Origin of the sequence: Candidatus Pantoea formicae, assembly GCF_011752625.1 — a bacterium.
GTDB classification, from domain to species: Bacteria; Pseudomonadota; Gammaproteobacteria; order Enterobacterales; family Enterobacteriaceae; genus Pantoea; species Pantoea formicae.
Genome location: NZ_VWXD01000015.1, coordinates 15,210 through 39,037 on the forward strand (window position 1 = coordinate 15,210; position 23,828 = coordinate 39,037).

At 53.0% G+C, this 23,828-nt stretch carries 22 protein-coding genes; 12 read left to right on the forward strand and 10 right to left on the reverse strand.

The annotated features are described in order from the left end of the window. Positions 1-92: 92 nt before the first annotated feature. Positions 93-824, forward strand: a complete 732-nt coding sequence (locus F3J38_RS24735; protein ID WP_167143321.1) for an IclR family transcriptional regulator — start codon at positions 93-95, stop codon at positions 822-824. Between the two features lie 43 nt (positions 825-867). On the opposite strand, the gene F3J38_RS24740 is transcribed toward F3J38_RS24735, so the two are convergent. From F3J38_RS24740 to F3J38_RS24775, 8 genes are all read right to left on the reverse strand, one after another. Then, positions 868-2,208 (reverse strand): MFS transporter, encoded by a 1,341-nt coding sequence (locus tag F3J38_RS24740; RefSeq protein ID WP_167143324.1) that lies wholly within the window; start codon positions 2,206-2,208, stop codon positions 868-870. 256 nt (positions 2,209-2,464) lie between these two features. After that, positions 2,465-3,793 carry a M20 family metallopeptidase gene (locus F3J38_RS24745; protein ID WP_167143326.1) on the reverse strand — a complete coding sequence of 443 codons (1,329 nt, stop codon included), beginning with the start codon at positions 3,791-3,793 and terminating at the stop codon, positions 2,465-2,467. Between the two features lie 3 nt (positions 3,794-3,796). Then, positions 3,797-4,741 carry an ABC transporter permease gene (locus F3J38_RS24750; protein ID WP_167143329.1) on the reverse strand — a complete coding sequence of 315 codons (945 nt, stop codon included), beginning with the start codon at positions 4,739-4,741 and terminating at the stop codon, positions 3,797-3,799. After that, positions 4,738-5,679: an ABC transporter permease gene (locus F3J38_RS24755; protein WP_167143332.1), complete on the reverse strand. Its 942-nt coding sequence runs from the start codon at positions 5,677-5,679 to the stop codon at positions 4,738-4,740. Before F3J38_RS24755 ends, F3J38_RS24750 begins: the two co-directional genes overlap by 4 nt. A gap of 11 nt (positions 5,680-5,690) precedes the next feature. After that, the gene (locus tag F3J38_RS24760) at positions 5,691-6,662 is read right to left on the reverse strand and encodes an autoinducer 2 ABC transporter substrate-binding protein (protein WP_167143335.1); all 972 of its coding nucleotides are present in this window, start codon (positions 6,660-6,662) and stop codon (positions 5,691-5,693) included. Positions 6,663-6,679: 17 nt separating this feature from the next. Continuing rightward, entirely contained in the window at positions 6,680-7,447 is a 768-nt protein-coding gene (locus F3J38_RS24765) for an ATP-binding cassette domain-containing protein (protein ID WP_167143338.1), read from the reverse strand. Then, positions 7,440-8,096, reverse strand: a complete 657-nt coding sequence (locus tag F3J38_RS24770; protein WP_167143341.1) for a TenA family protein — start codon at positions 8,094-8,096, stop codon at positions 7,440-7,442. Before F3J38_RS24770 ends, F3J38_RS24765 begins: the two co-directional genes overlap by 8 nt. Next, on the reverse strand, positions 8,096-8,941 hold the full coding sequence (locus F3J38_RS24775) for a BtpA/SgcQ family protein (RefSeq protein ID WP_167143344.1): 846 nt from the start codon (positions 8,939-8,941) through the stop codon (positions 8,096-8,098). The genes F3J38_RS24770 and F3J38_RS24775 overlap by 1 nt, the downstream gene beginning before the upstream one ends. A gap of 27 nt (positions 8,942-8,968) precedes the next feature. On the opposite strand from F3J38_RS24775, the gene F3J38_RS24780 reads away from it, so the two are divergent. After that, on the forward strand, positions 8,969-9,835 hold the full coding sequence (locus F3J38_RS24780; RefSeq protein WP_167143347.1) for a PfkB family carbohydrate kinase: 867 nt from the start codon (positions 8,969-8,971) through the stop codon (positions 9,833-9,835). Positions 9,836-9,846: 11 nt separating this feature from the next. Here F3J38_RS24780 and F3J38_RS24785 read toward each other — a convergent pair whose 3' ends face one another. Continuing rightward, positions 9,847-10,797, reverse strand: a complete 951-nt coding sequence (locus tag F3J38_RS24785) for an ABC transporter substrate-binding protein (protein ID WP_167143350.1) — start codon at positions 10,795-10,797, stop codon at positions 9,847-9,849. A gap of 341 nt (positions 10,798-11,138) precedes the next feature. Between F3J38_RS24785 and F3J38_RS24790 the strand changes: the two genes are divergently transcribed. From F3J38_RS24790 to F3J38_RS24815, 6 genes are all read left to right on the forward strand, one after another. Next, positions 11,139-12,176 (forward strand): LacI family DNA-binding transcriptional regulator, encoded by a 1,038-nt coding sequence (locus F3J38_RS24790; protein ID WP_167143353.1) that lies wholly within the window; start codon positions 11,139-11,141, stop codon positions 12,174-12,176. 360 nt (positions 12,177-12,536) lie between these two features. Further along, positions 12,537-13,283, forward strand: coding sequence for an ATP-binding cassette domain-containing protein (locus F3J38_RS24795; protein ID WP_167143521.1), 747 nt, complete (start codon positions 12,537-12,539; stop codon positions 13,281-13,283). A gap of 18 nt (positions 13,284-13,301) precedes the next feature. Further along, positions 13,302-14,303, forward strand: coding sequence for an ABC transporter permease (locus F3J38_RS24800; protein WP_167143356.1), 1,002 nt, complete (start codon positions 13,302-13,304; stop codon positions 14,301-14,303). A 3-nt stretch (positions 14,304-14,306) separates the two neighbouring features. Then, positions 14,307-15,386: a phosphotriesterase family protein gene (locus F3J38_RS24805; RefSeq protein ID WP_167143359.1), complete on the forward strand. Its 1,080-nt coding sequence runs from the start codon at positions 14,307-14,309 to the stop codon at positions 15,384-15,386. Positions 15,387-15,399: 13 nt separating this feature from the next. Then, positions 15,400-16,155 carry a glutamine amidotransferase gene (locus tag F3J38_RS24810; RefSeq protein ID WP_167143362.1) on the forward strand — a complete coding sequence of 252 codons (756 nt, stop codon included), beginning with the start codon at positions 15,400-15,402 and terminating at the stop codon, positions 16,153-16,155. Beyond that, on the forward strand, positions 16,155-17,270 hold the full coding sequence (locus tag F3J38_RS24815) for a M20 family metallopeptidase (protein ID WP_167143364.1): 1,116 nt from the start codon (positions 16,155-16,157) through the stop codon (positions 17,268-17,270). The genes F3J38_RS24810 and F3J38_RS24815 overlap by 1 nt, the downstream gene beginning before the upstream one ends. 50 nt (positions 17,271-17,320) lie before the next feature. On the opposite strand, the gene F3J38_RS28415 is transcribed toward F3J38_RS24815, so the two are convergent. After that, the gene (locus tag F3J38_RS28415) at positions 17,321-18,184 is read right to left on the reverse strand and encodes a helix-turn-helix domain-containing protein (protein WP_167143367.1); all 864 of its coding nucleotides are present in this window, start codon (positions 18,182-18,184) and stop codon (positions 17,321-17,323) included. A 225-nt stretch (positions 18,185-18,409) separates the two neighbouring features. On the opposite strand from F3J38_RS28415, the gene F3J38_RS24825 reads away from it, so the two are divergent. From F3J38_RS24825 to proP, 4 genes are all read left to right on the forward strand, one after another. After that, positions 18,410-20,536: a TonB-dependent siderophore receptor gene (locus F3J38_RS24825; RefSeq protein ID WP_205298402.1), complete on the forward strand. Its 2,127-nt coding sequence runs from the start codon at positions 18,410-18,412 to the stop codon at positions 20,534-20,536. Positions 20,537-20,552: 16 nt separating this feature from the next. Next, a complete protein-coding gene (locus tag F3J38_RS24830; RefSeq protein ID WP_167143370.1) occupies positions 20,553-21,638 on the forward strand; it encodes an ABC transporter substrate-binding protein in 1,086 nt (361 codons plus the stop codon). 183 nt (positions 21,639-21,821) lie between these two features. Then, on the forward strand, positions 21,822-22,064 hold the full coding sequence (locus F3J38_RS24835) for a hypothetical protein (protein ID WP_167143375.1): 243 nt from the start codon (positions 21,822-21,824) through the stop codon (positions 22,062-22,064). A gap of 300 nt (positions 22,065-22,364) precedes the next feature. Continuing rightward, on the forward strand, positions 22,365-23,804 hold the full coding sequence (gene proP / locus F3J38_RS24840; RefSeq protein WP_167143378.1) for a glycine betaine/L-proline transporter ProP: 1,440 nt from the start codon (positions 22,365-22,367) through the stop codon (positions 23,802-23,804). Positions 23,805-23,828 lie beyond the last annotated feature (24 nt).

The window sequence follows — 23,828 nt, forward strand, 5'->3', positions numbered from 1 at the left end:
TAGCCATAGCCACAACAGGGTTTGTGACGTAAACACGAGGTGACTCACAAAATTTCAGGTACACTCTCTGTCGTTCAAAACAGGAGGAATGCATGGGAAATGAAGGCGTTATTGCGGTGGAAAAGGCGCTTGCGCTGCTTGACTGCTTCCGTCCGGGCGACGATAGCCTGACGCTGACAGCGTTGTCACAGGCGTCTGGATATCATAAAACCACAGTTTATCGCCTGATGAATTCTCTGGAACGCATGAACTATGTGGTGCGCCATGAAAATGGCAGCTATGGATTGGGGCCACGACTGCTTTACCTGGGTAAGCTTTATGAACAATCGTTCCATTTAGCGAGCGTTGTGCAACCTGAACTGCATCAGTTGGCACAAACCAGTCACGAAAGTGCCAGTTGGTATGTGATTGAAAGCGGGCAGCGCATGTGCTTGTTCCGTGCAGAAGCTTCAGAAGGTTTACGCCATAGCCGTCTGCCAGGCACTATTTTCCCCCTGGATAATTCGGCGATTAGCCAAGTGTTACGCTACTGGGGGCAAAATGAGGCGCTGTTTGATGTAGAACCGCCACTGCCACTTTATACCTCGGGCGCACGCGATCCCCACACAGCCGCTTTTGCCATGCCGGTATTTGGCGTGAATGACAAGTTGATCGCCGCATTGGCATTAACCGGTCCTGCCTCCCGCTTAGTTGAATCGCGTCGGGAAGAAGGTATTGCCCAACAGATGAGTCAGACTGCCGCTCGTCTTTCCATGAAGTTAGGCGCGTCAAAAGCTTTTTGCACAGTGCAATATGGTGCTGAAGCACTGGCCAGCGAGAGCTGATAGCCACAATATAGAACCGGTGCGCAATGCACCGGTTTGGTTTTCAGGACGTATGACTGGATAAGGCGTCATCCTGCGTTTCACGCCGCGAAAGGTTGCGCCCCATCATCACTACGGCAATTCCCCCGGCTAGACAGAGCGCAGCCAGTGGTAACAGCGCCAAAGTATGACTTCCGGTTTTCTCATTAATGATGCCGTACGCGTTCACCATAACGGCACCACCAATTAGGTTGGCTATGGCACCAATTGCTGCAAGTCCTGCGGCGGCTGAACCACTGCTCATCCAACCTGCCGCCAGTGCCCAAAACGGCCCTTTCATCGAATAAGCACCCACCAAAATCAAGCTCATGATGATGACAGTCGCAGGCAGTGAGAGGCTCACAAAGGCCGCGAATATCCCGCCTGCAATCATGAACAACGTTAGTGCCGTATGCCAACGACGCTCACCTGTGCGATCGGAGCTTCGCCCCCACACAATCATCAATACAGATGCCAGACCATAAGGGATGGCATTCAGCAAACCGGTGGTGAGATTGTCTAAATGGAAAGATTTCAGCAATTGCGGAGACCAAACGCTCAAAGTTGTACCCGCTGCTGACGCGCCCGAGTAGATCAGCGCCATCAGCCAGATATGTTTGTGCTTAAGCAACTGCCAGGTTGAGATGTGACCGATGTTTTTCTGCTGCTGACGTTCCGCTTGTAACGTCTCCACCAGCCACTGCTTTTGCTCTGGATTCAACCAGCGCGCCTCGTGAGGGCGATTACTCAAGACAAAATAGGCGGCAATACCCAGTAACACCGCAGGTAAGCCCTCAATGATAAACAGCAAATGCCAGCCGCGAAGCCCCATCCAACCGTCTAGCGTGAGGATCAGGCCAGAGAGCGGAGAGCCGATAAAATTCGCTAACGGGATCGCCACCATAAAGGAAGCGATGATTCTTGCGCGATAACGGGCGGGGATCCACCAGGTGAGGTAGAGCACCACGCCAGGAAAGAACCCCGCCTCTGCTGCACCCAGCAAAAAACGCAGCACATAGAGAGAGGATGACGTCTCAACCAGCGCCATACACATGGAAACGATACCCCAGCTGATCATGATGCGAGGGATCCACAGCCGCGCCCCCACCTTTTGCATTGCCAGGTTGCTGGGCACTTCAAAGAGAAAATACGCCACGAAGTAGAGGCTACTGGCAAAGCCAAAAGCGGCCTTACTTAAGCCTAAATCTTCATTCATCTGTAACGCGGCCATGCCGATATTGCCACGATCGATAATGGAGACCAGGTAACTCACCACCAGGAAAGGCAAAATGCGCCAGATCACTCGCCGCATCGTATCGCGCTCCAGTGCCGAGGCCGGGGCATGTTTTAGGGTTTGTTCAGTCATTCTTTCCTCGCAGGATCTGATTATGGTTATCAGGAAAAGACGTCATGTTTTACTGTGTAAAATAAGGTTGTACAATATAAACTATCAGAATCCACACAAAGCCCACTCTCCTGGCAACAGGGATGCGGCACGAATCACAGAATCCTATGGGATAAAAGGTTGAATTGTGATCGAAGGCGAGAGTTTAAAACGAAAAAACCTGCCAAATCCGAGGGACTAAAAGCAGGTTGATACGACGCTGGAATGTAGAAGAAGATTAGGCCGGTTCCTTTACACCACACCAACGAACCAGCGTCAGCGCAATCGCCTTCGTGCAGGCCACTAAGTCGCTAATGGGTACATGCTCATTGGGTTGGTGTGACATTGCCGGATCGCCAGGACCAAAGTTCACGGTCGGCGTTTGTCCGAGCGTACTCGGCAGGCCAATATCACTGTGCGCGCCAAAGCCCGCCAGCGCAGGATTGAGTGCTGCCTCACTGACGCCTTGCTGGAAAGTAGTGACGAACGGGTGCTCAGCCTCAATCTCCGCGCAATCGGCATCAAGTATCCACTCCACTTGTGCCGGATGTTTCGCGAGATAAGGATCCAGAGCACACACTTTGGCGATATGCGCTTCGATTTCCTTTTTCACCTTTCCACCCAGCCCCATCTCATCTTTCTCACCAGGCAGGTACTGCACATCGATCACTATCTCTGCGCGACCGGCAATGGAGGCTGGGTGTTCACCCACTTTCAATTGCGTCACGATGATTTGATTAGGCATCGCCATTAGGGGATGATTTTTCTCCGGCTGTGTTTGCCAGCGGCGATTCAACACATCAATGCCATCCAGCATCTGGCGACACAGCATCACAGCATCCACCGGACCGCTGCTGTCCCAGCTGTTTGGCGTCAATTCCGCATGCCCACCAATCCCGTCCAAAATAATTCTCGCCCACAGAATACCGTGGCAGATGGGTGAAATGCGGTTGGCCGTCGGTTCCGTCATGATGCCAGCATCTGCTTTAAAGCCGCGATCTACCATCGCTAACGAGCCCATGCCGCCAATCTCTTCATCCACCACCGTGGTGAACACCACGTCACCCGCTAACTGAATACCGAGGTCTTGTAACAACTCGACGGCCATCAGCATACAGGCCACCCCTCCTTTCATATCCACGGCACCACGGCCATACACCTTATCTTCCTTAATCACCGGCACAAAAGGACCGCTGTGCCAATGTTCTGCCGGGCCCGGTGGCACCACATCAATGTGCCCGGTTAGCATCAGCGATTTACCGCCCCCCGCACCGCGCAGTGTGCCACCCAAGTTGGGACGGCCTTCAAAGGTACGCCCTTTGTGGGCTCCGGGACGACCCGCATATTTTTTCAGTAACGCAGGACCATCGGGATCCCATAAATCCGTTGCCATGCCCAACGCAGTCAGCCGCTGTTGCAAATAAAGCTGGCAATCACGTTCACCCGGACCCGCTTCGCGGGGATCGACTTTGACAATAGAGGGAAAGGCCAGCAGATCACACAGTGTCTGCGCAATACGGTCAGCGCTGGCATCAACGTGTGCGTTAATTTTTTCAGTCAAACTCATGCGTTATCTCCGATAAATGAAAAGTCGTTGTGCCATTAAGACGACGATGAGCAACATGCCAACAGCGCCAAGCTGCCAGACGCTGTTGAGGCCTAGCTGCAACATGCAAGTTTTGATCGTGACCAACATCAATGCTGCGGCCATGACCCCTATCACGCTTCCGCGACCGCCAAAGATGGCGACGCCCCCTAGCAGAGCAGCGGTAAGCGATTCCAGTTCAAGATTGACGCCGATTTCCGGTCGGGCGCTGCCAAGCCACGTTAGTGAGACGAAGCCAGCGCAACCCGCTAACAGTCCGCTAAGGCAATAAGCCAGTAGGCGCAATCGGTCCACGGGAATTCCCACCAAACGTGTCGCGTGCTCGTTGAAGCCACTGGCATAAATCCACTTGCCCCACGCGCTTTTGCTCAAGATCAGCCAAGCAACAACAAACGCCGGAACAACACAGGTAATAAAAGGTAACGGGAATGAGAAGCTCACCCCTCTTCCCCATTGCGTCAGTTCCGGGGGGACACCGGCAATCGCTGCGCCGCCGGTTAATGCCAACGCCAAGCCGGAAAACAGGTAGAAACTTCCGAGCGTGACAATCAAGGGCCACAGCCGGAGTCGAGCCACCAGGAAGCCGTTCAGCGCACCAGCCAGGGTGCCACTCAGCAGGCAAATCAGCGGAAGCAAGGCCGGACTTACGCCTTGGTTCAGCGCTAACATCCCCATCACCGCCGAAAGTGATACGTTGCCACCAACCGACAAATCGATGCCTCCGCCGCCGGTCATCACCACCAGCGACTGGCCTAATGCCACCAGCGAGAGCAAGGTCGCGAATTGCAAAATGGAAGTGAGTGACCATGGCGCCAACATCTGTGGTAATGCCAATACAATCCCCAACACCAGCATCAGCCAAAGCACCAGCAGTAATGCGATTTCGGGAGATCTGCGTAAGATGTTCATGACACTCTCCTGAAAGCCAATACCCGACCGCTGGCCGCCTCGCTACTCAGTACCACCAGCAACACTGCCCCCGTTACCACGGTTTGCCAAAGAGAAGGCACTCCCACCAGCAACAAACCATTTTGCAGAATGCGTAGCAGCAGAACCCCTAACAATGTCCCTAACAGGCTGCAGGATCCTCCGGTAATACGCGTGCCGCCGAGCACCACCGCCGCAATCGCTTCTAGCGCCAGGCTGCCCCCCACCGTCATTTCAACGTTGCGATAGGTCGCGATGTAACAGGTTGCCGCCAAGCCACACAGCGCGCCGCTGATCAAAAACGTGGCAATCCGTACCTGCGTGACAGGAATGCCAGCCAGTCGTGCTTTCTCCTCTGAATTGCCCGCTGCCAACAGCCACAATCCATAGGGCGTATGCCGCAGCGCCAGCCACACCAGCAACCACGCGATGGCGATGATCCACGCCATCAGTGGTATGCCGATCAGCGTCTGCATCAATCCCTGAGTTAACGTATTGGGTAAACCCGAGAGCCACTGCCCTCCGAGCAACACAAATAACCCAGTACGCCAAACGCCAAACAACCCCAATGTCCCGACAATCGCAGGCATGCGGCCCAGCACCACCACCAGTGCAGTGATCAACCCTGCCAGTAGACCGATAAGAGGTCCGGCTAGAGCAGCGAGCCAAGGAGATTGCAGCATCAGGAGTTGGCCTGTGCCCCATGCCGCCACGCCCATCACTACGCCAACAGAGACGTCCACGCCACCCATAGCAATCACCAGCGTCATACCCAATGCAATTAACAACAACTCGCTGCTGTTACGCAGCACAGTCAGCAGATTGTCGACTGTGGCAAACCAGGGTGAGAACCATGAGAAGCAGCCAATCGCTATCAAGGCGATCGCCAGTAAGGCGATCTCCCGTGAAGTCATGTGCATGCGAAGCCCCGTCAGAAGTTGAACTGATCCACGTTATCTTTGGTAAATACAGCCGGATTACCCAATAACAGCACGCCGGTTTTACTGTCAAAGGTTACGGGTTGAGCGAAACCCGGCACGCTGTTTTGCGCAGCAAAAGGTTTACCATCGATAAGCTGCTTGCCCGCCCACACTGTCAGGTATCCCAGCTTCTCTGGATCCCACAGCACGGTGTAGCCAAACGCACCGCTTTTCAAATAGGCGCGTGCCGTGTTCGGGCTGCAAAAGCCGCTGCCGATCACTTTGTCATTTTTCTTTGCACTCTCAATCGCTTGTGCTACGCCGGGGCAGGTTGTCGAGGCCATCGCGATCACTCCTTTTAGATCGGGATTGGCTGACATAAGGTCGGTGGTGATCTGCGCAGCACGGCTGGCCGAGCCACCGGCATATTGCGGCTTGAGCAGGGTGATGTGCGGGTATTTACTTTTAACCCGTTGCTGCATAAAGCTAATCCAGCTATTAAGGTTCGAGGCAGTGGCTTCGCCGGAAACAATGCCGATTTTCCCTTTATCACCCACCCGCTTGACCATCTCGTCGATGATGGTGTCACCGAGCCCCTGGTCGGTGGCTTGTGCAACGTACACGGGACGTCCGCTGTCTGGCGCATCGCTGTCACTGGTAAACAGATGCACATTGCTGGACTTGGCTTGTGCCATTACTGGCGCGATACTTGATGCATCTAACACACTGATACCAATGGCATTGACCTTTTGTGCAATCAGGTTTTGCACAATTTGTAGTTGATCCATGGGATTGGTGTCGACCGGTCCGCTATAGACGAACTCGACCCCCAAATCCTTCGCCGCGCGTTTCCCCCCGGCTTCCATCGCCTGAAAATAAGGAATCCCAATAATCTGCGGCACAAAGGCCACTTTTTCCGCCGCGATCGCGACGCCAGCAACCAGCAGTGACAAAGAACAGACAGCCGTAGCAATTCGACGCATGATGTTTCCCCTGGTATTTAGGTGTTTTCGAAGGCGCGCGCATCAGGATGCGCACCGGTAATCAATGAGACGATTTCATCTGGTGTGGTGTCAGCATGGCGACGCTCAGCAATTTTGCGTCCGCGTCGGAACACCACCATGCGATCGGCCACCGCAAACACATCACTGATGTTGTGGCTGATCAACACCACCGCACAGCCGCGTTCGGCGAGTCGTCGTGTGAGTTGCAGGACTTTCTGGGTTTCAGCGACGGCTAGAGCCGCAGTGGGTTCATCCATGATCACCAACTGTGCATTAAGATTCAGAGCGCGGCAGATCGCCACAGCTTGCCGTTGCCCACCCGACAAACTGCCAACCGCCGCCTCTGCATCGGAGATATGTGCATCAAGATCCTTCAATAACTGATCGACCTGCTCGCGCATCGCACGCCGCTTAAGGAAGGGGATGCCCAAAAAACGTCGTTTCAATTCACGGCCCAGAAAAACGTTTTCAGCGATGCTCAGGTTCTCAGCCAATGCCAACTCTTGATAGATAGTGGCGATACCGTGTTCAGCAGCTTGTCTGGGCGAGGAAAATTTCACCGCTTTTCCCTCGATCCACAGTTCGCCATCACTGGCGCTATAGGCACCCGAAAGTACTTTAGTGAAGGTGGATTTTCCCGCGCCGTTATCACCTAGCAACGCCAACACTTCTCCACGATGAATAGATAAGCTCACCTGATTGAGTGCGGTTAATGCGCCAAAGCGCTTACAGATATTGCGCGCTTCAATAAAACAGCTATTCATCCACACTCTCCAGATAGGCCGCACTATGGAAGTCGATTTCCCATTGCAGTACGGTGCCGTAAAGCTCGGTAAGCCGCTGTTTCTCTTCAATGCTGAGTGACAATGCGCACTGATCCAGTTCGGCTTTCAACCATAACGCCTGTTGGTGGAACTCCTCTTCAGCGTGCATCTCTACCCAGCGGCGCACATCCGCATCGCTTTGAGGTTGCGCGCTGACGCGCTTGCACCAGTGGTAATACATCCACTCAGCACCAAACATCAGGGTAATAATCTCGGCATAGCTGCCCTGCAGCGCCACACGCAGCATGCCGTCACGGAAGCGATTCACGCCCGGCAAATCATCGGGATAGTCGCTGGGGTTAATTGCTCGCTGCGCGAGCACGGCTTCGAACCAGGCTATTTGGGTGTCCACCAGGGCATTGAGCACCCCGATAAGCCAGCGCTGCTGACGTATATCCGGCGCTTTGCTCACCCCCAATGCAAAAATAGCGATGGCGGTGGCCACGAAGTTGCCTTCAAACACTAAATAGCGATTGAACACGCTGTCTGGGAGTTGGTCATGTTCAATGTCCAGCACAAAGCGATGCTGTTGCATGGCTTGCCACACCGCTTGATGCTCGTTCAACAAGTGATCGGTAAAGCTGCTCATTACGCCTCCTCCAGTGCAGCCTGCGCCACCGACATAAAATGCTTCACGCGCGCCAGTTCAACGTCGTTCCACCACACGCCATCCACTTTCATGGTGCTGGCTACGATCACCCCTTGGGTGCGCCCTAAAATCTGGCAAACATTGGCTGGCGTGACGCCTGAACCCACCAGCAGCGGCAATTCGGTAGCAGCACGAATCTCATCGATTTCACTCAAGGTGGCGCTGTCACCGGTTCGTTGTCCGGTGGCAATCACAGCATCCGCTTCGAAGAAATCGACATCGCGTGTCAGTTCCTGAATCGATCTATCCGCCACAATCGCATGGCTGCCGTGTTTTACGTGGCTATCGGCAAATACGCGGATATGGTCAGCGCGCAGCTGGTTGCGGTAACGCAACGCTTTCGCTGCGGCGCCTTCAATAAAGCCCTCATTGGCGATATACGCATTGGCCCATTGGTTGACGCGCACAAAATCAGCGCCACCTGCCAGCGCGGTGGCAATGGCTGGAATCGCGGCATTCGCCAACACGTTAATCCCCAGCGGTGCGCCAAAGCGTTGACGGATCTTCTCAGTAATGACTGCCATAAAAGCAGCGGTTTCAGGGCCGATGTCCTCGGGTTTAGCGAAAGGAATGTCGCCATGATTCTCAACAATCAAACCATGAACACCTCCAGAGAGATAATTATCCGCATCGCGTAAAGCACGATCGATAATATCTGAAACTGATTTTCCACGATATTTTGGCGACCCTGGAAATGCATCGCAATGAATAACACCAATCACTGCTTTCTTTCGTGAAAAAATATCTTGTATCGCGCTACTTTTTTCTGCTGATATAGAAGCCATCTCTTTCACCTTATTAACGAGAAAACCATGCGTGTATATGTTGCAGGTAATATTGTTGTTGACGAAACGTGGTCCATTGATGAACTGCCACAAAAAGGCGCCTCAATACATGGGCGAAAAATATCCCAGGATATTGGTGGGAAAGGCGCTAACCAAGCGATTATTCTTTCACGCTGCGGTATCGACACTCATTTAATCGCAGCTACGGGCCGTGATATTCATGGTCAGTGGATCCGCGAGCGTATGCAGAGTGAAAACTTATCGCTACAGCCCGAAGTGGCTTTATTCGATCACAGTGACACCTCCATTATTTTCAATAGTCGTGATGGTGACAACGCTATTATTACCACCCTCGCCGCAGCAGAAGCGTTGGCGCTGGAGCGCATCCTGCTTTATTTAGCGGATGCTGCACCTGGCGATATACTGTTACAACAAGGTAATTTCTCCGTAGAAAAAACCCGCGCGCTGTTTAGTTGGGCGAAATCCCACGGCTTAATCACTGTTTTTAATCCCTCACCGGTTAATCCTGACTTTGCCGATTTATGGCCGTTGATTGATATTGCTGTGGTCAATCAACATGAAGCCGAATTACTGCATCCCACGGGTGTCAACACCTTGGTGATCACGCAAGGGGCTGCTGGTGCCGACATTTTCCGGGCTGACGACCACCTTTTTTGTCCCGCGGCACCCGTACAAGCAGTAGATAGTACCGGCGCTGGCGATACCTTTTTGGCGGTGTTACTGGCGTCTTCCCTGATACGTGGCGTCGAACCTGATGCACTTGCCCTGTATCATGCCAGTGCCGCGGCGGCCATCACCGTCAGCCGCACTGGTACCCTGAACGCCTTCCCTACGGTAGATGAGCTGACGGCAATCCTGACTCACCGCCCGTAAGGGCGGTTTGCTTACTTAAACAGCGGACGGTAAGTGTCGACGTTCGCTTTGGTCACCACAGTTGCGGGAACCAAAATATTCTTGCTGACCGTTTTGCCCTCATTAATGGCATTCAGGGCTTTCAACGCGTCTTCACCCATCTTTTTCGGGTCTTGCTGCAGCACCGCAGCAACGTAACCGCCATCAATTCCACTGATGGCTTTAGCGGTTAAATCCCAGCCGAAGACTTTGATATCTTTCTGACGCCCCTGATTCTCTACTGCTGCGATAGCCCCCAGCAGTGCCGGCTCTCCCGTGGCATAAATTGCCGTGAGGTCTGGATTACCGGTGATCAGGTTTTCCGCTGCACTCATCGCGTTGTCCTGAATATTTTGCCCATCAACCACATCAGCAACCGTGATTTTGCTGTTGCTCTTAATGGTCTCTTCAAAGCCCTTCTGCCGCTGGTTCTGGATAGCTGAATTCAACGCACCTACAATACCGAGACGCGCTTTGCCGCCCATCTCTTTCGCGACATAATCAACAAAGTATTTACCGAGGATTTTCCCGCCTTCCAGGTTATCTACCCCAACCTGTGAGGCTTGCGGTCCTGCCGGTAATACCGCGTCAATGGCAATCACCGGAATTTTCGCAGCGGCAGCTTCTTTAATCGCCGGCATGATACCGTTAACATCAATGGCATCCACCAGAATACCTTTCACACCCTGCTGAATATAATTTTCAATCGCATCATTCTGCGCCACAGGATTATCGTTGGCATTGTAGATCACCAACTCTTTGCCACTGGCTTTCGCCGCATCCTGTGCCCCTTGGTTCATCAGATTAAAGAACAGCGCCTGCTGATTAATTTGCACTAATGCATAAGTGGGTGCGGCCTGAGCCATTGCAAATAACGATCCTGCGGAGAGGAGTGTCGTTGCCAAAACCATTGAACGCAGTTTTCCGGTGAAAGATGACATCATTGAGTTCCTCGTCGGGAATAAATAATAATCAGCGTTACCCAGCGCTATCACGCTGAGAGTTTATGTTGGCAGGCAAATATCGATTAAATAATGCAGAACACGCCATTTAAGTCGCGTTTTTGATACCACCGAATTTCACTATTTCGGCATCCCCTCCGTTGGGAGTGCGGTTGAAATAGCTCGAAGCGGGTTGGGAAGCTATTCCCGGTACTGCGGTAAACGGTTTATACAATTCGCCTCATGGATTTTTTTGTCAAGTGTTTATTTATCGATCAGCGTAAAAGGGAAAGCGCTGTATCAGTAACGCTTAACTGTGTTACAGATAAACCACCTGAGCAGAAATGGCGAAATTCATGAGTACAAAACGCGTGTTGTTGTCTGATGTCGCGAAGCTGGCTGGCCTGTCGAAAGCCACGGTTTCACGTTATATGAATCACAGCATCGTGCTGCCTCAGGAGACCATTGACCGTATTGAAACCGCCATTCACACCCTCGATTATCGCGGCAACAGTCTCGCGCGGCGCTTAAGCAAAGGCGGCAGTGAAACGCTGGGTTTGGTGCTGCCTGATATCACCAACCCCTTCTTTGCGGAACTCGCCGATGCGGCCGAAGAAGCCGCCTCTGCGCGCGGCTACAGTCTGGTGTTGTGCATCACGCGGAACAATCCGGACAAAGAGGCGCAATTTATTCGCTGGCTGGACACGCGCCAGGTGGATGGTTTGCTGTTCACCACCAACCGCCCAGATAACGGCGTATTGCGGGCTGAAATCCAGCGTCAACACCACGTGGTATTGCTGGACGAAGATATCCCCGGCAGCCAGGTACCCAAGGTGTTTGCGGATAACGTGCAGGGTGGACGCATTGCCACTGAGCAACTGATCGCCGCTGGGCACACGCGAATCGCGTTTATCGGCGGGCCGGAACAGCTGATGAGCGTACGCGAACGCTATCTGGGTTTTTGCACTGCGATGCAGCAGGCCGGTTTGGCGGTGCCGCCCGAGTGGGTGATGTACGGCAACTATGCTCGCGAATTCGGCCAGCAGGCGCTGAATCATCTGTTCAGTTGCGACCAACGCCCTACCGCGGTATTCGCCGCCAGTGATTACCTGGTGTTGGGCTTGCTCGACGGTTTGCGTGCCAACGGTTTACAGGCTCCCGCCGCCCTGTCACTGGTTGGTTTCGATGACGCAAACTATACCGACCTTACGCAACCCCGAATCTCCACCATCCGCCAGCCCGCAAGGGAACTCGGCCACACAGCGGTCAACATCATGCTACGCCTGCTCAACAACGAATCCGATATCCCCATGGAGACACGTTTGCCGGTTGAATGGATTGGGCGTGATTCGATTGGATTTGTTAACAGCGTCCCAAAATGATGCAAAAGCGCACAACAATGGCGCAAAAAGTGAGCTAAATTTTTTAATCGCATTATAGTGAGTAAACCGGTTTACTTGAAAATTACCTAACAAGTGATGCTTTACAACAAGTTAACCGAAAGTGCAGTGCCTGCGATGCAGGCTGGCATGGATGCTGCAATGTCGTACCTGGCGAGTAAATATCATTGTAGCGTTTGTCCTGTTGGTTTTGACAAAAGTCTTATCTGGTAGGTAAACCGGTTTACTAGATTGTAAACCGTGCTGGATGAGTCCTTTTTCCCAACAGGACAAACATTTCCCACAAGCGTTGATGGGAGTTGTCCAATGCAGCAATTACAAGCTCTTCCTGCCCGGGTTGAAATGGTGAATATCACCAAAACCTACGGTTCGATTCGCTCCCTGCGCGGCGTCAATTTGCAGCTTGCGCCGGGAGAAGTGCTCGGTTTGGTCGGCGATAACGGTGCCGGCAAATCGACACTCACCAAGGTCCTTTCAGGCGCCGTGATCCCCACCAGCGGGACCATCCGTATTGACGGGGAACTGCAACATTTCAACAACCCGGCTGATTCACGTCGCTGCCATATCGAAATGGTCTATCAAGATTTGTCACTGTGCGACACTGTGGATGTGGCGGGTAATCTATTCATGGGCCGTGAGCCGATGAAAAGCGTGCTCGGTGTGCCCTTTCTTGACCAAGCAAAAATGCATGCTGAAGCCCGCGACATGCTGAAAGGGTTGGGGATCTCGATTCCCGATACTCGCTTATTAGTTCGCAACCTCTCAGGTGGACAGCGTCAGGCGATTGCCATTGCACGCGCTGCGGCATTTGACCCGAAAGTCCTGATCATGGATGAACCCACGGCGGCACTGGCAGTCGCCGAAGTGGAGGCGGTACTTGAATTGATTCGCCGCGTGTCGGCGCGCGGCGTCAGCGTGATTCTGATTACGCACCGCCTGCAGGATCTCTTCCTGGTGTGCGACCGCATCATGGTGATGTATGAAGGCACTAACGTAGCCGACCGCCGAGTGGCCGATACCAGTCTCAGCGACATTGTGAACCTGATCGTGGGTGAAAAATTTACCGCGCACTCAGCGGCTGCACATTGAGGTAACAGGATGAGCATCATGAATTTAGGCAGTTCCCGCATGATCCAGCACTCACTTCCTCGCCGCCTGCTACATAACCATTCCGGCGTGGTAAGCATTGCACTGTTTTTTATCTTCTGCTGTGTGGTGTTTTCGCTGATTACCAGTAATTTCCTCACCAGCACCAACTGGCTGAATATCGTTCGCCAAAGCGCACCGTTGCTGATTGTCGCCACCGCGATGACGCTGGTGATCACCACTGGCGGCATTGATTTATCGGTGGGGTCGACGCTGGCGTTGGTCGGCGCGCTTTCCGCTATTGCGCTGAACAACTGGGGTTTGCCGTGGCCGGTGGTGCTGATCGGCGGGCTGCTGCTGGGGGGCTTAGTGGGGGCGATCAATGGCTTCTTTATTGCCTTCGAAGGGATACCCGCCTTTATCGTCACGCTGGCCACCCTCGCCGTGGTGCGGGGTATCGCACTGTTGGTGACCCAAGGTTATTCGATTCCGGTTCCCGCCGACAGCCTGTTTACCTTTATGGGTCGCGCCTGGGTGCTGGGTATACCGATGCCCGCGCTGATTGGCATTGTCTGTTTAATCGCCGGACACATCCTACTGAATCACATGCGTTTTGGCCGTTACGTGACCGCCATCGGGGCTAACGCTGAAGGCGCGCGCCGCAGTGGTATCAATACCAAAGCGGTGACCATGAAGGTGTACATCATCAGCGGGATGGCAGCCGCACTGGCGGGCATGATCATCACCGCACGTCTCGGCAGCGGCTCCTCTAACCAAGGCGAAGGCTTTGAACTGCAGGTGATTGCCGCAGTGGTATTGGGCAGCACCAGTTTGTTCGGTGGTTTTGGCACGGTCATCGGCACGCTGTTGGGTGCGCTGTCTATTGCCATTATCCAGAACGGGCTGATCTTGTCGCACATTTCGCCGTTCTATACCCAGATTGCGACAGGCACCATCATTCTTCTCGCCATCTGGCTCAACACCCGCATTCTCAACCCAACCCGCGCCGCCGCGAAAGGATAGCTCATGAAAGGATCAATATTTCGCCACGCAGATCCGTTACCCCTCGGGGTGAGCAGCGGTCATGTGATGACGGTGCTGGGTCCGCTGCCACTGGCAGAAATGGGTGTGACCTTGATGCATGAACACATCCTGCTGGATGCGTCAGGAAAATGGGTGGCACCCTGCTGTTGCAGCGAACGCCACGTGGCCGAGATGCCCGTCAAAATGGAAAACCTGGGTGAGCTGTCGCTCAACCCTCTGATGAGTCGTGATAACTGCCAGCTTTTTGATGTGGATACCGCCATCGAAGAATTGATGAAGTATCGCGCGCTGGGTGGAGAGACCGTGGTCGACCCTACCAATATTGGCATTGGTCGCGACCCCAAAGGCTTGCAACGTATCGCACGTTTGACGGGCTTAAACATTGTGATGGGTACCGGATTGTATCTGGAGCCTTCACATCCTGAATGGGTAAAAAGCATCAGCGTTGAGCAACTCGCAGACAAACTGATTTATGACCTCGGTGGCGCCGAAGAAAAACCGGAGGTGATCGCGGGTTTGATTGGTGAAATCGGCATCTCCAGCCGTTTCACGCCAGACGAAGAGAAATCACTGCGCGCCGCTGGACGCGCCAGTGCGGCCACCGGCGTGCCGATTCAGGTGCACTTACCCGGTTGGGAGCGACTCGGCCACAAAGTGCTGGATATCCTGGAGCAGGAAGGCGCGAACCTGCGGCATGTTGTGCTGTGCCATATGAACCCTAGCTTTGCTGACAAGCGCTATCAGCGCGAGCTGGCAGAACGCGGGGTGTTTCTGGAGTACGACATGATTGGTATGAGCTATTACTACGCCGATGAATCTGCGCAATCCCCTTCCGATGAGGAAAATGCGCGTGCCATCTGCGAGCTGATTGAGGATGGCTACATTCAGCAGATCCTGATGTCGCAGGATGTTTTCCTCAAGACCATGCTGACGCGCTATGGCGGTCACGGTTATGGCTACATCCTCAAGCATTTTGTGCCGCGTCTGAAACGCCATGGTGTCACTGGCGAACAACTGGAAACCTTAATGATTGCCAATCCGCAGCGGGTATTTGGCGGATAAACGGAGAGATGTCATGCAGAAAAACGTTTTGCTGGTCGGTGAATCCTGGACCAGTACCTCGACCCATGTAAAAGGCTTTGATCAATTTGCGACCGCGACCTGGCACAGCGGTGCGGTGGATTTTATGGCGGCCTTAAAACAGAGCGAATACGCCATCACACACATGCCTGCCCATGCCGCGGCAACGGAATTCCCTTTGACACTGGAAGCATTACAGCAATGGGATGTGATTATCCTGTCTGATATTGGCGCCAACACCTTGCTGCTACACCCAGATACCTGGCTGAAAAGCCGACGCACGCCCAATCGTTTGGCGCTGATTCACGATTACGTGGCAGACGGTGGTGCATTGATGATGATTGGCGGTTATTACAGCTTCCAGGGCATTAATGGCGGCGCGCGCTACCGTAATACCTTAGTGGAAAAAGTCTTGCCGGTGCGCTGCCTGGCCTGGGACGATCGCATTGAAACCCCCGAGGGCAGTCATGCAGAAGTGACGATGTCACATAAAATTCTGGATGATATTCCCACCGACTGGCCTTGGTTGCTGGGTTATAACGAGGTGGAAATGCAGCCCGAAGGTCAACTCCTCGCCACCATAGCCGGTACCGGACATCCATTACTGGCCGTGCGTGAATATCAACATGGTCGTTCACTTGCCTGGACCAGTGATATGTCGGCCCATTGGCTGCCGGAAGAATTTTCAAAATGGCCCGGTTATCGACAATTGTGGATTAATTGCCTCGACTGGCTGACGGAGCCCCGCTGATGCAACCCAAGTCCCTTGAATTAGCTCAGCGCTTGTTGGGCTTCGATACCATTAACCCACCGGGTAATGAAGCCGACTGCATGCACTATTTCGCCAACTGGCTCACTGAGCAGGGCTTTACTGTTACCCTCACCGCCTTTGGTGAGGGGCGCGCCAACCTCGTGGCCCAACTGCCAGGTCAACACGCTGGCAAACCGCTGGCATTTACGGGCCATCTGGATACCGTTCCGCTTGGCAACCAGCCGTGGCGCTTCGATCCGTTTGGCGGCGATATCGAAGGTAACCGTCTTTATGGCCGTGGTGCCAGTGACATGAAAGCGGCTGTGGCTGCGTTTGCGCTGGCCTGCGTGCAGCAAAAAGCCGCCATTGAAGCGGGACGCGGTGTGGTATTGATCATCACGGGGGGTGAAGAGACTGGCTGTGATGGTGCCAAAGCGCTTATTGACGCTGGCAGCTTGCCTGATATCGGCGCATTGATCGTAGGAGAGCCAACCGCAAATTATCCGGTAATCGGCCACAAAGGTGCGCTGTGGCTGCGTTGTGAAACGCGGGGTAAAACGGCGCATGGTGCCATGCCTGAACTGGGCATTAATGCTATTTATCTGGCGGCAGATGCCTTGGGTAAAATCCGCCATTTTTCTCCCGGCGCGCCTCACCCGCTGATGAAGCACCCCACGTTGAATGTGGGGCGCATCCAGGGCGGGTTAAACATTAATTCGGTGCCAGACCGAACGGCATTCGATGTCGATATCCGCAGTGCGCCTAATCTAGAACATGCCACCATTCGGCAACGACTCGCTGACCTGTTAGGCGCAGAGGTCACGTTAACCACCCTGGTGGATTTGCCTGGAGTGCTGAGTTCTGAAGCGCATCAGTGGGTTCAATCCGTGTTCCAACACTGTCAAGCGCTGTTCGACCGGCCCCTTGAGGCCAAAGTGGTGCCCTACTTTACCGATGCCTCACTGCTTTTGCCTGCGCTTGGCAATCCACCTTGCGTGATTCTTGGTCCGGGGGAACCGGCGATGGCGCACCAAACGGATGAGTATTGCCTGCTAAGTCGCCTGGCTGAAGCGGAAGTGCTGTATGCGCAACTCATTGAGGACTGGATGCGCTAATCAGTCACGGGCCAGATTCTGGAGTGAAGAGATTGACTTCACCCTGTGCGCTAAATGCGCATCTCTTTGGGTGCAAAACCATACTTTTTGCGGAATGCCACCGACAAATGCGCGGGTGTGTAGCCAACTTTGTAGGCAATCGATGAAATACTGGCTTCACCGGTTGAAAGCATGCGCCATGCTGTTTCCAGCCTTAACGTTTGCAGATAGCCATAGATACTTTGATCAAACAAACGTTTAAAACCTGAGGTCAGTTTGCGTGTGTTAATGCCCACCAAGGCACTCAGCTCACTGATTGAAGGGGGTTTATCAATGTGCTCAGCCAACAGGCGTTTCACATCATGTAAGCGCGCGATATCACTCGCATTTAAGCGCGGCAATGCTGGCTGCGTTTCTGCTGTCAGGCTATCGAGCGTATGCGCCACAATTTCCAACGCTTTCCCGGTCATATACAGCTGACGCGCCAAGCCTTGCAATGGCGTGGTAAAGAGTTGTGCACGAAGGCCGTTGAGTGTTTTGGGCGCGGAATGAATGCGCATTTTAGGGCGCGCCGCGAGGTCGAGATGCAAACCCGACGCGAGTTGTTCCATGACATCAGCACCAAGATGCTGGGACAGCGAACGCGTGGAGAGAGACACGGCGCTGTAGCGCAAATCTTTGCCCGGCAGGAAACACTGGCTGGCTTCGGCTCGATCTTGATTCCATACCGCACACAGGGCTGGCCCCGCGATATGCCGTTCCTGTTGCGCAGGGAAACGGCAGAGTAGCTCGCCACTCTCAATAATGATGATTTTAAGCCCAAGACACAGCTGTTCATCCTGCCAGATAGCCCGCTGCGGCCTGACGCTTCCGCTCATTAATGCAATATCCCCGCTGAGCAAGGTGACCTGATCATGGAAAGGAGGTTCCGTCACCACCTCCCGATTTTCCCGCTGTAGCATGACCCTACTCTCAATGCAATTAATGATATTGATTCTCATTTGCACTCTAAGCGTTTTGCTGCTCGCTGTCTATTTTTGCTTTTTTCCTTCCAGCTAAAGAAAGAGTTCGGCAAACAAAAGGGTTGCAGATTGTTCACAAAATCCCGCGCTGACACACTTTCAGCCGACAAATTGGCTGATTCATTTCGGGAGAATACCTTGCAAAACAATAATAAAAATCGGGCGCGCTGGAGCACGCCACTGACCTGTCTTGCCCTGCTGGTTCAGGCGCATTGCGTGATGGCGGAAGAAACATTAACCGTCAACACTAACGGCGAAAGCTCATCTGAGAAAGGCTATGTGGCGCAAACCAGCAGCACAGCCAGTCGCACCAATCAATCCATTCTGGCAACACCACAATCCGTCTCGGTGATTACGCGTGGCGAACTGAATGACCGTAATGTGCAGAGCACCACGCAAGCCCTGCAATATACGCCGGGGGTTTTTGCCTCCACTACCGCCATTTCGTCACGCTTTGATTATTTCAGCATTCGCGGTTTTGATGCCACGCTGAATGGCACGCTGCTGGATGGACTGCGCTCAACCACGCGACAATCCTATGTGCGTTATGAACCTTACGGTTTGGAGCAACTGGATGTCCTGCGTGGTCCTAGCGGCTTCCTGTATGGGGCCGGATCGCCAGGTGGCATTGTTAATGGGATGAGCAAGCGCCCTACACTCACTGCGCAGCATGAAGTCGCGCTACAAACGGGCAGCCATGGGCGTATGCAAGGCCAATTTGATACTTCAGGCCCTCTCGATGACGACAAAACTCTGCTCTATCGCGTGGTTGGCGTTGCGCGGGACAGCAACACGCAATTCAATAACGTACCTGATGACACGCTCTATCTGGCCCCCTCTTTGACATGGCGCCCTGATACCGATACCACCTTAACGGTACTCGCCTCGGTCAACCGCAACAAGTTTGGCCCACCTCGCCCATTCCTGCCGCTTCATGGCACTTTGCTTAGCAATCCCAACGGGCCGGTCAACCGTAACAGTTATCTTGATGGCACCAACCTTGATAACCACATGACCCAGACAAATTTGGGTTACGAACTGGATCATAAGTTTGCCGATCGTTGGACTTTCCACTCGGCCAGCCGCTACAGCGAAACGGACCTCACAACACAGACCCTATCAGGGTCGGCGCTGGCTGCTGATATGCGCACGTTAAGCCGCGTGGCCTACGCATTTAGGATCAGAGGAAAAATCTTTGCCACTGATAACAACCTGAAAACACAATGGGAAGCCGGTCCGGTGCAGGGTTCGAGTGTGGCCGGATTATCGTTTCGCCACACCGGCGAGGATTACACGCTGGATTACGGTCGTGCCAGCAGCATTGATATTTATAACCCCACCGGAAATGGCCGTTTCTCTGCTCCCACGGCGTATACCAGCACACAACAGAATGCCAATGAAACTGGCGTCTATCTTTCAAACAGCCTGTCACTGTTTCAGCATCTGAATCTGGATCTCTCCGCGCGACAGGATTGGGCAACGGTCAACACTAAAAATCGACTGAGCGATAGTTATACCTCCCAGAATGACCAACGCTTCACCTGGCGTGCAGGTTTGAGTTGGATCACCGATAGCGGCATGGCGCCATATGTTAGCTATGCCACCTCCTTCGCGCCTACGCTGAGCACCAACATTTATGGTGAAAATTATAAGCCCACCACCGGCAAGCAGTGGGAAGTGGGCGTGAAGTATCAGCCTGTCATGATGGATGCGCTATTCACGCTGGCTTGGTTTGATTTGCAGCAAAACAATGTGCTCACCACTGATCCCAATAATTCACTGAACAGTGTACAAACCGGGCAGATCACCTCTAAAGGCATTGAAGCATCTGCAACCGCTAACCTGACGGATCAATGGAAATTAGTGGCCAGCTACAGCTGGAACGATTTGGAAACCACTCAGTCCAGCGTAGCGGGTGCACAAGGTAAAACACCTGTCGCCATGCCAGAGCATATGGCCTCATTGTGGAGTCACTATACCGTACAGAGCGGGCCATTGGCTTCGTTAGGGCTCGGTGCCGGTATTCGCTATTCAGGTTCAACTTGGGCGGATACCAACAACACGATAAAAGTCCCGGATTACACCCTGGTTGATGCCTCAATTCACTACGACCTCGGCCAACTCAGCCAGCGATTGCGTGGTGTGAATGTGGCCCTCAATGCCAATAACCTGTTTAACAAACATTATTGGGTGAGCTGCTCAACCACCACCTGCAGCACCGGCTACGACCGTTCACTGCTCGCCACTCTCTCGTACCGTTGGTAAGTGAAGGAGAACACTCATGAAAAATTATCTGCTGCTCACGTTGTTGTGCTTGATGTTTGGTATGTCCTCCGCGTCGGCCTCGATTACGGTGACAGATATGCTGCAACGTAAAGTGACCTTGCCGGGCCCAGCGAAACGCATCGTGTTAGGCGAAAGCCGCCACATCATTACGCTGGCACTATTGGAAAAAGATCCATTCCGCAATTTGGTGGGCTGGGGAGATGATCTTCAACGCTACTCGCCCGCCACTTGGGATGCTATCAAGCAGCAGTATCCAGCGGCGCGCAATGTTCCGGTGCTGGGTACCATGAATAGCGGTACTTTTTCACTGGAAGCGGCCATAGCGACAAAGCCTGACCTCGTTATTTTCACGCTTTATGGCCCCATTCCACCGGGACTGGAAGCGCTGGATGCAGCGCACATTCCTTACGTATTTGTGGATTTTTTCCGCAAACCTTTGGTGAATACTGTACCCAGCCTGAAACTGCTCGGATCGGTGCTGGGCGAGAGCACACAGGCTGGTAAGGTGATTGCATTCTGGCAACAGCACATGGACGAGGTAAAAAAACGGCTCGCTACTGTCAGCACACGTCCTTCGGTATTCTTTCATCTCAATCCCGGCAAAGGTGACTGCTGCTTCACTTCAGGTCCCGGCAATATGAGTGATTTTATCGCCGCGGCGGGTGGGCACAATATCGGCACCGATCTGTTGAGTGCGCCGATTGGCAAGCTCAACCCGGAATATATTGTGTCACGGAACCCTGACTTTTATTTAATGGGCGGGGGTTCTGCAGTGAGTCGCGAAGGCTTGCAGATTGGCACTGGCGCAACAACACAACAGGTCGCTCAAAGCAGCAAGCATTTGCTTAGCACGCCCGAAATCGCGAACTTACCTGCCGTGAAAGCTGGGCATGTGGGAGGCGTCTGGCTGTTCTTTTTTGATAGTCCACTCTATTTCATCGGTGTCGAAGCCATGGCGAAAATGTTCCATCCGGCCCTGTTCTGCGATATTGACCCCGACGCCACACTGCGCGCGGTAACGCAAGACTGGCTTTCGGTGCCGCTGCGGGGCACCTTCTGGACAACCTTGCCACAGCAGTAAACACCATCGACCACCGCTCTTCGGTGGTCGTTCCCCCCCAGCCTTCATCGCCGTAGATACGCCCTCAGGCCAGCCCCTGACGCAACTGTGATAACCGTCTTAACGCAATCCATCAGGATTTGATAAAGTGGCTGGCAATAAAAGAAAAAAGCCGCATTTGCACACTTAACCGGGAAAATGACCATGCCAAATTACATCTTCTATCGTAAAGATCAGGTGGTTGCTACCGTAGAAAGAGCGGACGTTGAAAACGCCGTACTTTTGATATCGCAAGGCTATGAAAAGCTGACGGATGAAGTTGAAGCAGCAAGTCCGGAAGCGGCATTAAGGCGATTAGCTGATATTCGCCAGGAAGATAATGTCACTGAACACGCTTTCACCACCGGCAGCGTTTTCTGTTCCATCGTGAGTGCCATGTTCAAATAGCCTGTTGCTCTATGAGCAGCATATTTGTCTGGCTGGGTGAGCCTCACCACATATTATTGTGGTGAGCCATCTAATTAACATCGTCAGCCCTATAATCATTTATTTCACTCCTTCAGCACTTTGACAGATTATTCGTTCATCGCTACGCTTAATTGCAAGGATATATGTCACAAACTTGCACATCTTAAAAATATTTCCTAAGGTGTCCGCCTTTCAGCCTCTTATAGCTTTCATTTCCATTAGTGAATTGTACGGCTGCGAAAGCTATAAGATCGCTCCAATTTTACTCATGGGGAGTTTATGAGCACCGGAACGATTTCTAAACAAAATAACTTAACCGTTGATGATATTACCGTTATCGACAACAAATTACTTAAACGTGCCGTCAGCGCTGCTGCATTGGGCAATACCATGGAATGGTTCGATTTCGGCGTATATAGCTATCTCGCGGTGATAATTGGCCAGGTGTTTTTTCCCGGCGCCAGTAATACCGCACAATTAATCGCCTCATTCGGTACATTTGCCGCCGCATTTTTAGTCCGCCCGATTGGCGGCATGGTATTTGGCCCCCTGGGTGACCGCTTTGGTCGCCAGAAAGTATTGGCTTTCACCATGATCATGATGTCGATTGGCACCTTCTGCATCGGACTGATTCCGAGTTATGCCAGCATCGGCATTGCCGCGCCCATCTTACTGCTGGTCGCCCGTCTGGTGCAGGGTTTCTCTACGGGAGGCGAGTATGGCGGTGCTGCCACCTTTATCGCCGAATATTCTACCGATAAGCGCCGCGGCTTTATGGGCAGCTTCCTGGAGTTCGGGACTCTGGCGGGCTACCTGTTGGGTGCCAGTCTGGTAACCGGTATGATCGCGATATTACCGCATCAGGCGATGATGGATTGGGGCTGGCGTATTCCGTTCTTCCTGGCCGCGCCTCTGGGATTATTTGGTCTCTATATTCGCCTTAAACTGGAAGAAACCCCCGCCTTTAAAGAACATATGGATAAACGCGAGGAACTGGAGCACAGCAAACCGCAACTGGGCTTAATCCAAATGCTGCGTAAGCAGAGCAAACCGTTATTGAAATGCATTGGTTTAGTGCTGCTATTCAACGTTTCAAATTATATGCTGACCGCCTACATGCCGAGTTATTTAACCGGCGTATTGGGGCTGAGTGAATTATCCGGCCTGATGCTGGTTATGGTGGTGATGTTTATTATGATGCCACTGACCTTGATGTGGGGGCATTTCACCGATCGCATTGGCCGCAAACCGGTTATTGGCTTAGGGGCATTAGGTTTATTATTGCTGTCAATTCCGAGCTTTATGTTAATTGGCTCCGGCAATATGATGCTGGTATTTTCCGGCCTGGCGATATTAGGTTTACTCCATACCTGTTTTAGCGGCACCATGCCAGCGACACTACCAGCCCTTTTTGTGACCGATATTCGTTACAGTGCTTTGGCCATTGGTTTTAATCTATCGGTGTCACTGTTTGGTGGTACGACTCCCTTGATCACCGCCTGGCTGGTCGATACCACGCACAACGCGATGATGCCTGCTTATTACATGATGGGAGCGGGCGTCATAGGCCTGATTACCGTCTTAACGCTGAGTGAGACCGCGCGTAAGCCGTTGAAAGGCTCTTCACCCGCTGTAGCCACCAAAGCGGAAGCGCATAAATTGATCGATAAACTGCGCAAACAGCGTGGCCGTAAAATTCAGCAGCAAAAACCGGCTTAAGGCTATTAGGTTAGGCCATGACTG

Bases quoted from the DNA above. Each gene is read 5' to 3' on its own strand.
- F3J38_RS24735 (WP_167143321.1), top strand. From the start codon at position 93: ATGGGAAATGAAGGCGTTATTGCGGTGGAAAAGGCGCTTGCGCTGCTT.
- F3J38_RS24740 (WP_167143324.1), bottom strand. From the start codon at position 2,208: ATGACTGAACAAACCCTAAAACATGCCCCGGCCTCGGCACTGGAGCGC.
- F3J38_RS24745 (WP_167143326.1), bottom strand. From the start codon at position 3,793: ATGAGTTTGACTGAAAAAATTAACGCACACGTTGATGCCAGCGCTGAC.
- F3J38_RS24750 (WP_167143329.1), bottom strand. From the start codon at position 4,741: ATGAACATCTTACGCAGATCTCCCGAAATCGCATTACTGCTGGTGCTT.
- F3J38_RS24755 (WP_167143332.1), bottom strand. From the start codon at position 5,679: ATGCACATGACTTCACGGGAGATCGCCTTACTGGCGATCGCCTTGATA.
- F3J38_RS24760 (WP_167143335.1), bottom strand. From the start codon at position 6,662: ATGCGTCGAATTGCTACGGCTGTCTGTTCTTTGTCACTGCTGGTTGCT.
- F3J38_RS24765 (WP_167143338.1), bottom strand. From the start codon at position 7,447: ATGAATAGCTGTTTTATTGAAGCGCGCAATATCTGTAAGCGCTTTGGC.
- F3J38_RS24770 (WP_167143341.1), bottom strand. From the start codon at position 8,096: ATGAGCAGCTTTACCGATCACTTGTTGAACGAGCATCAAGCGGTGTGG.
- F3J38_RS24775 (WP_167143344.1), bottom strand. From the start codon at position 8,941: ATGGCTTCTATATCAGCAGAAAAAAGTAGCGCGATACAAGATATTTTT.
- F3J38_RS24780 (WP_167143347.1), top strand. From the start codon at position 8,969: ATGCGTGTATATGTTGCAGGTAATATTGTTGTTGACGAAACGTGGTCC.
- F3J38_RS24785 (WP_167143350.1), bottom strand. From the start codon at position 10,797: ATGATGTCATCTTTCACCGGAAAACTGCGTTCAATGGTTTTGGCAACG.
- F3J38_RS24790 (WP_167143353.1), top strand. From the start codon at position 11,139: ATGGCGAAATTCATGAGTACAAAACGCGTGTTGTTGTCTGATGTCGCG.
- F3J38_RS24795 (WP_167143521.1), top strand. From the start codon at position 12,537: ATGGTGAATATCACCAAAACCTACGGTTCGATTCGCTCCCTGCGCGGC.
- F3J38_RS24800 (WP_167143356.1), top strand. From the start codon at position 13,302: ATGAATTTAGGCAGTTCCCGCATGATCCAGCACTCACTTCCTCGCCGC.
- F3J38_RS24805 (WP_167143359.1), top strand. From the start codon at position 14,307: ATGAAAGGATCAATATTTCGCCACGCAGATCCGTTACCCCTCGGGGTG.
- F3J38_RS24810 (WP_167143362.1), top strand. From the start codon at position 15,400: ATGCAGAAAAACGTTTTGCTGGTCGGTGAATCCTGGACCAGTACCTCG.
- F3J38_RS24815 (WP_167143364.1), top strand. From the start codon at position 16,155: ATGCAACCCAAGTCCCTTGAATTAGCTCAGCGCTTGTTGGGCTTCGAT.
- F3J38_RS24830 (WP_167143370.1), top strand. From the start codon at position 20,553: ATGAAAAATTATCTGCTGCTCACGTTGTTGTGCTTGATGTTTGGTATG.
- F3J38_RS24835 (WP_167143375.1), top strand. From the start codon at position 21,822: ATGCCAAATTACATCTTCTATCGTAAAGATCAGGTGGTTGCTACCGTA.
- proP (WP_167143378.1), top strand. From the start codon at position 22,365: ATGAGCACCGGAACGATTTCTAAACAAAATAACTTAACCGTTGATGAT.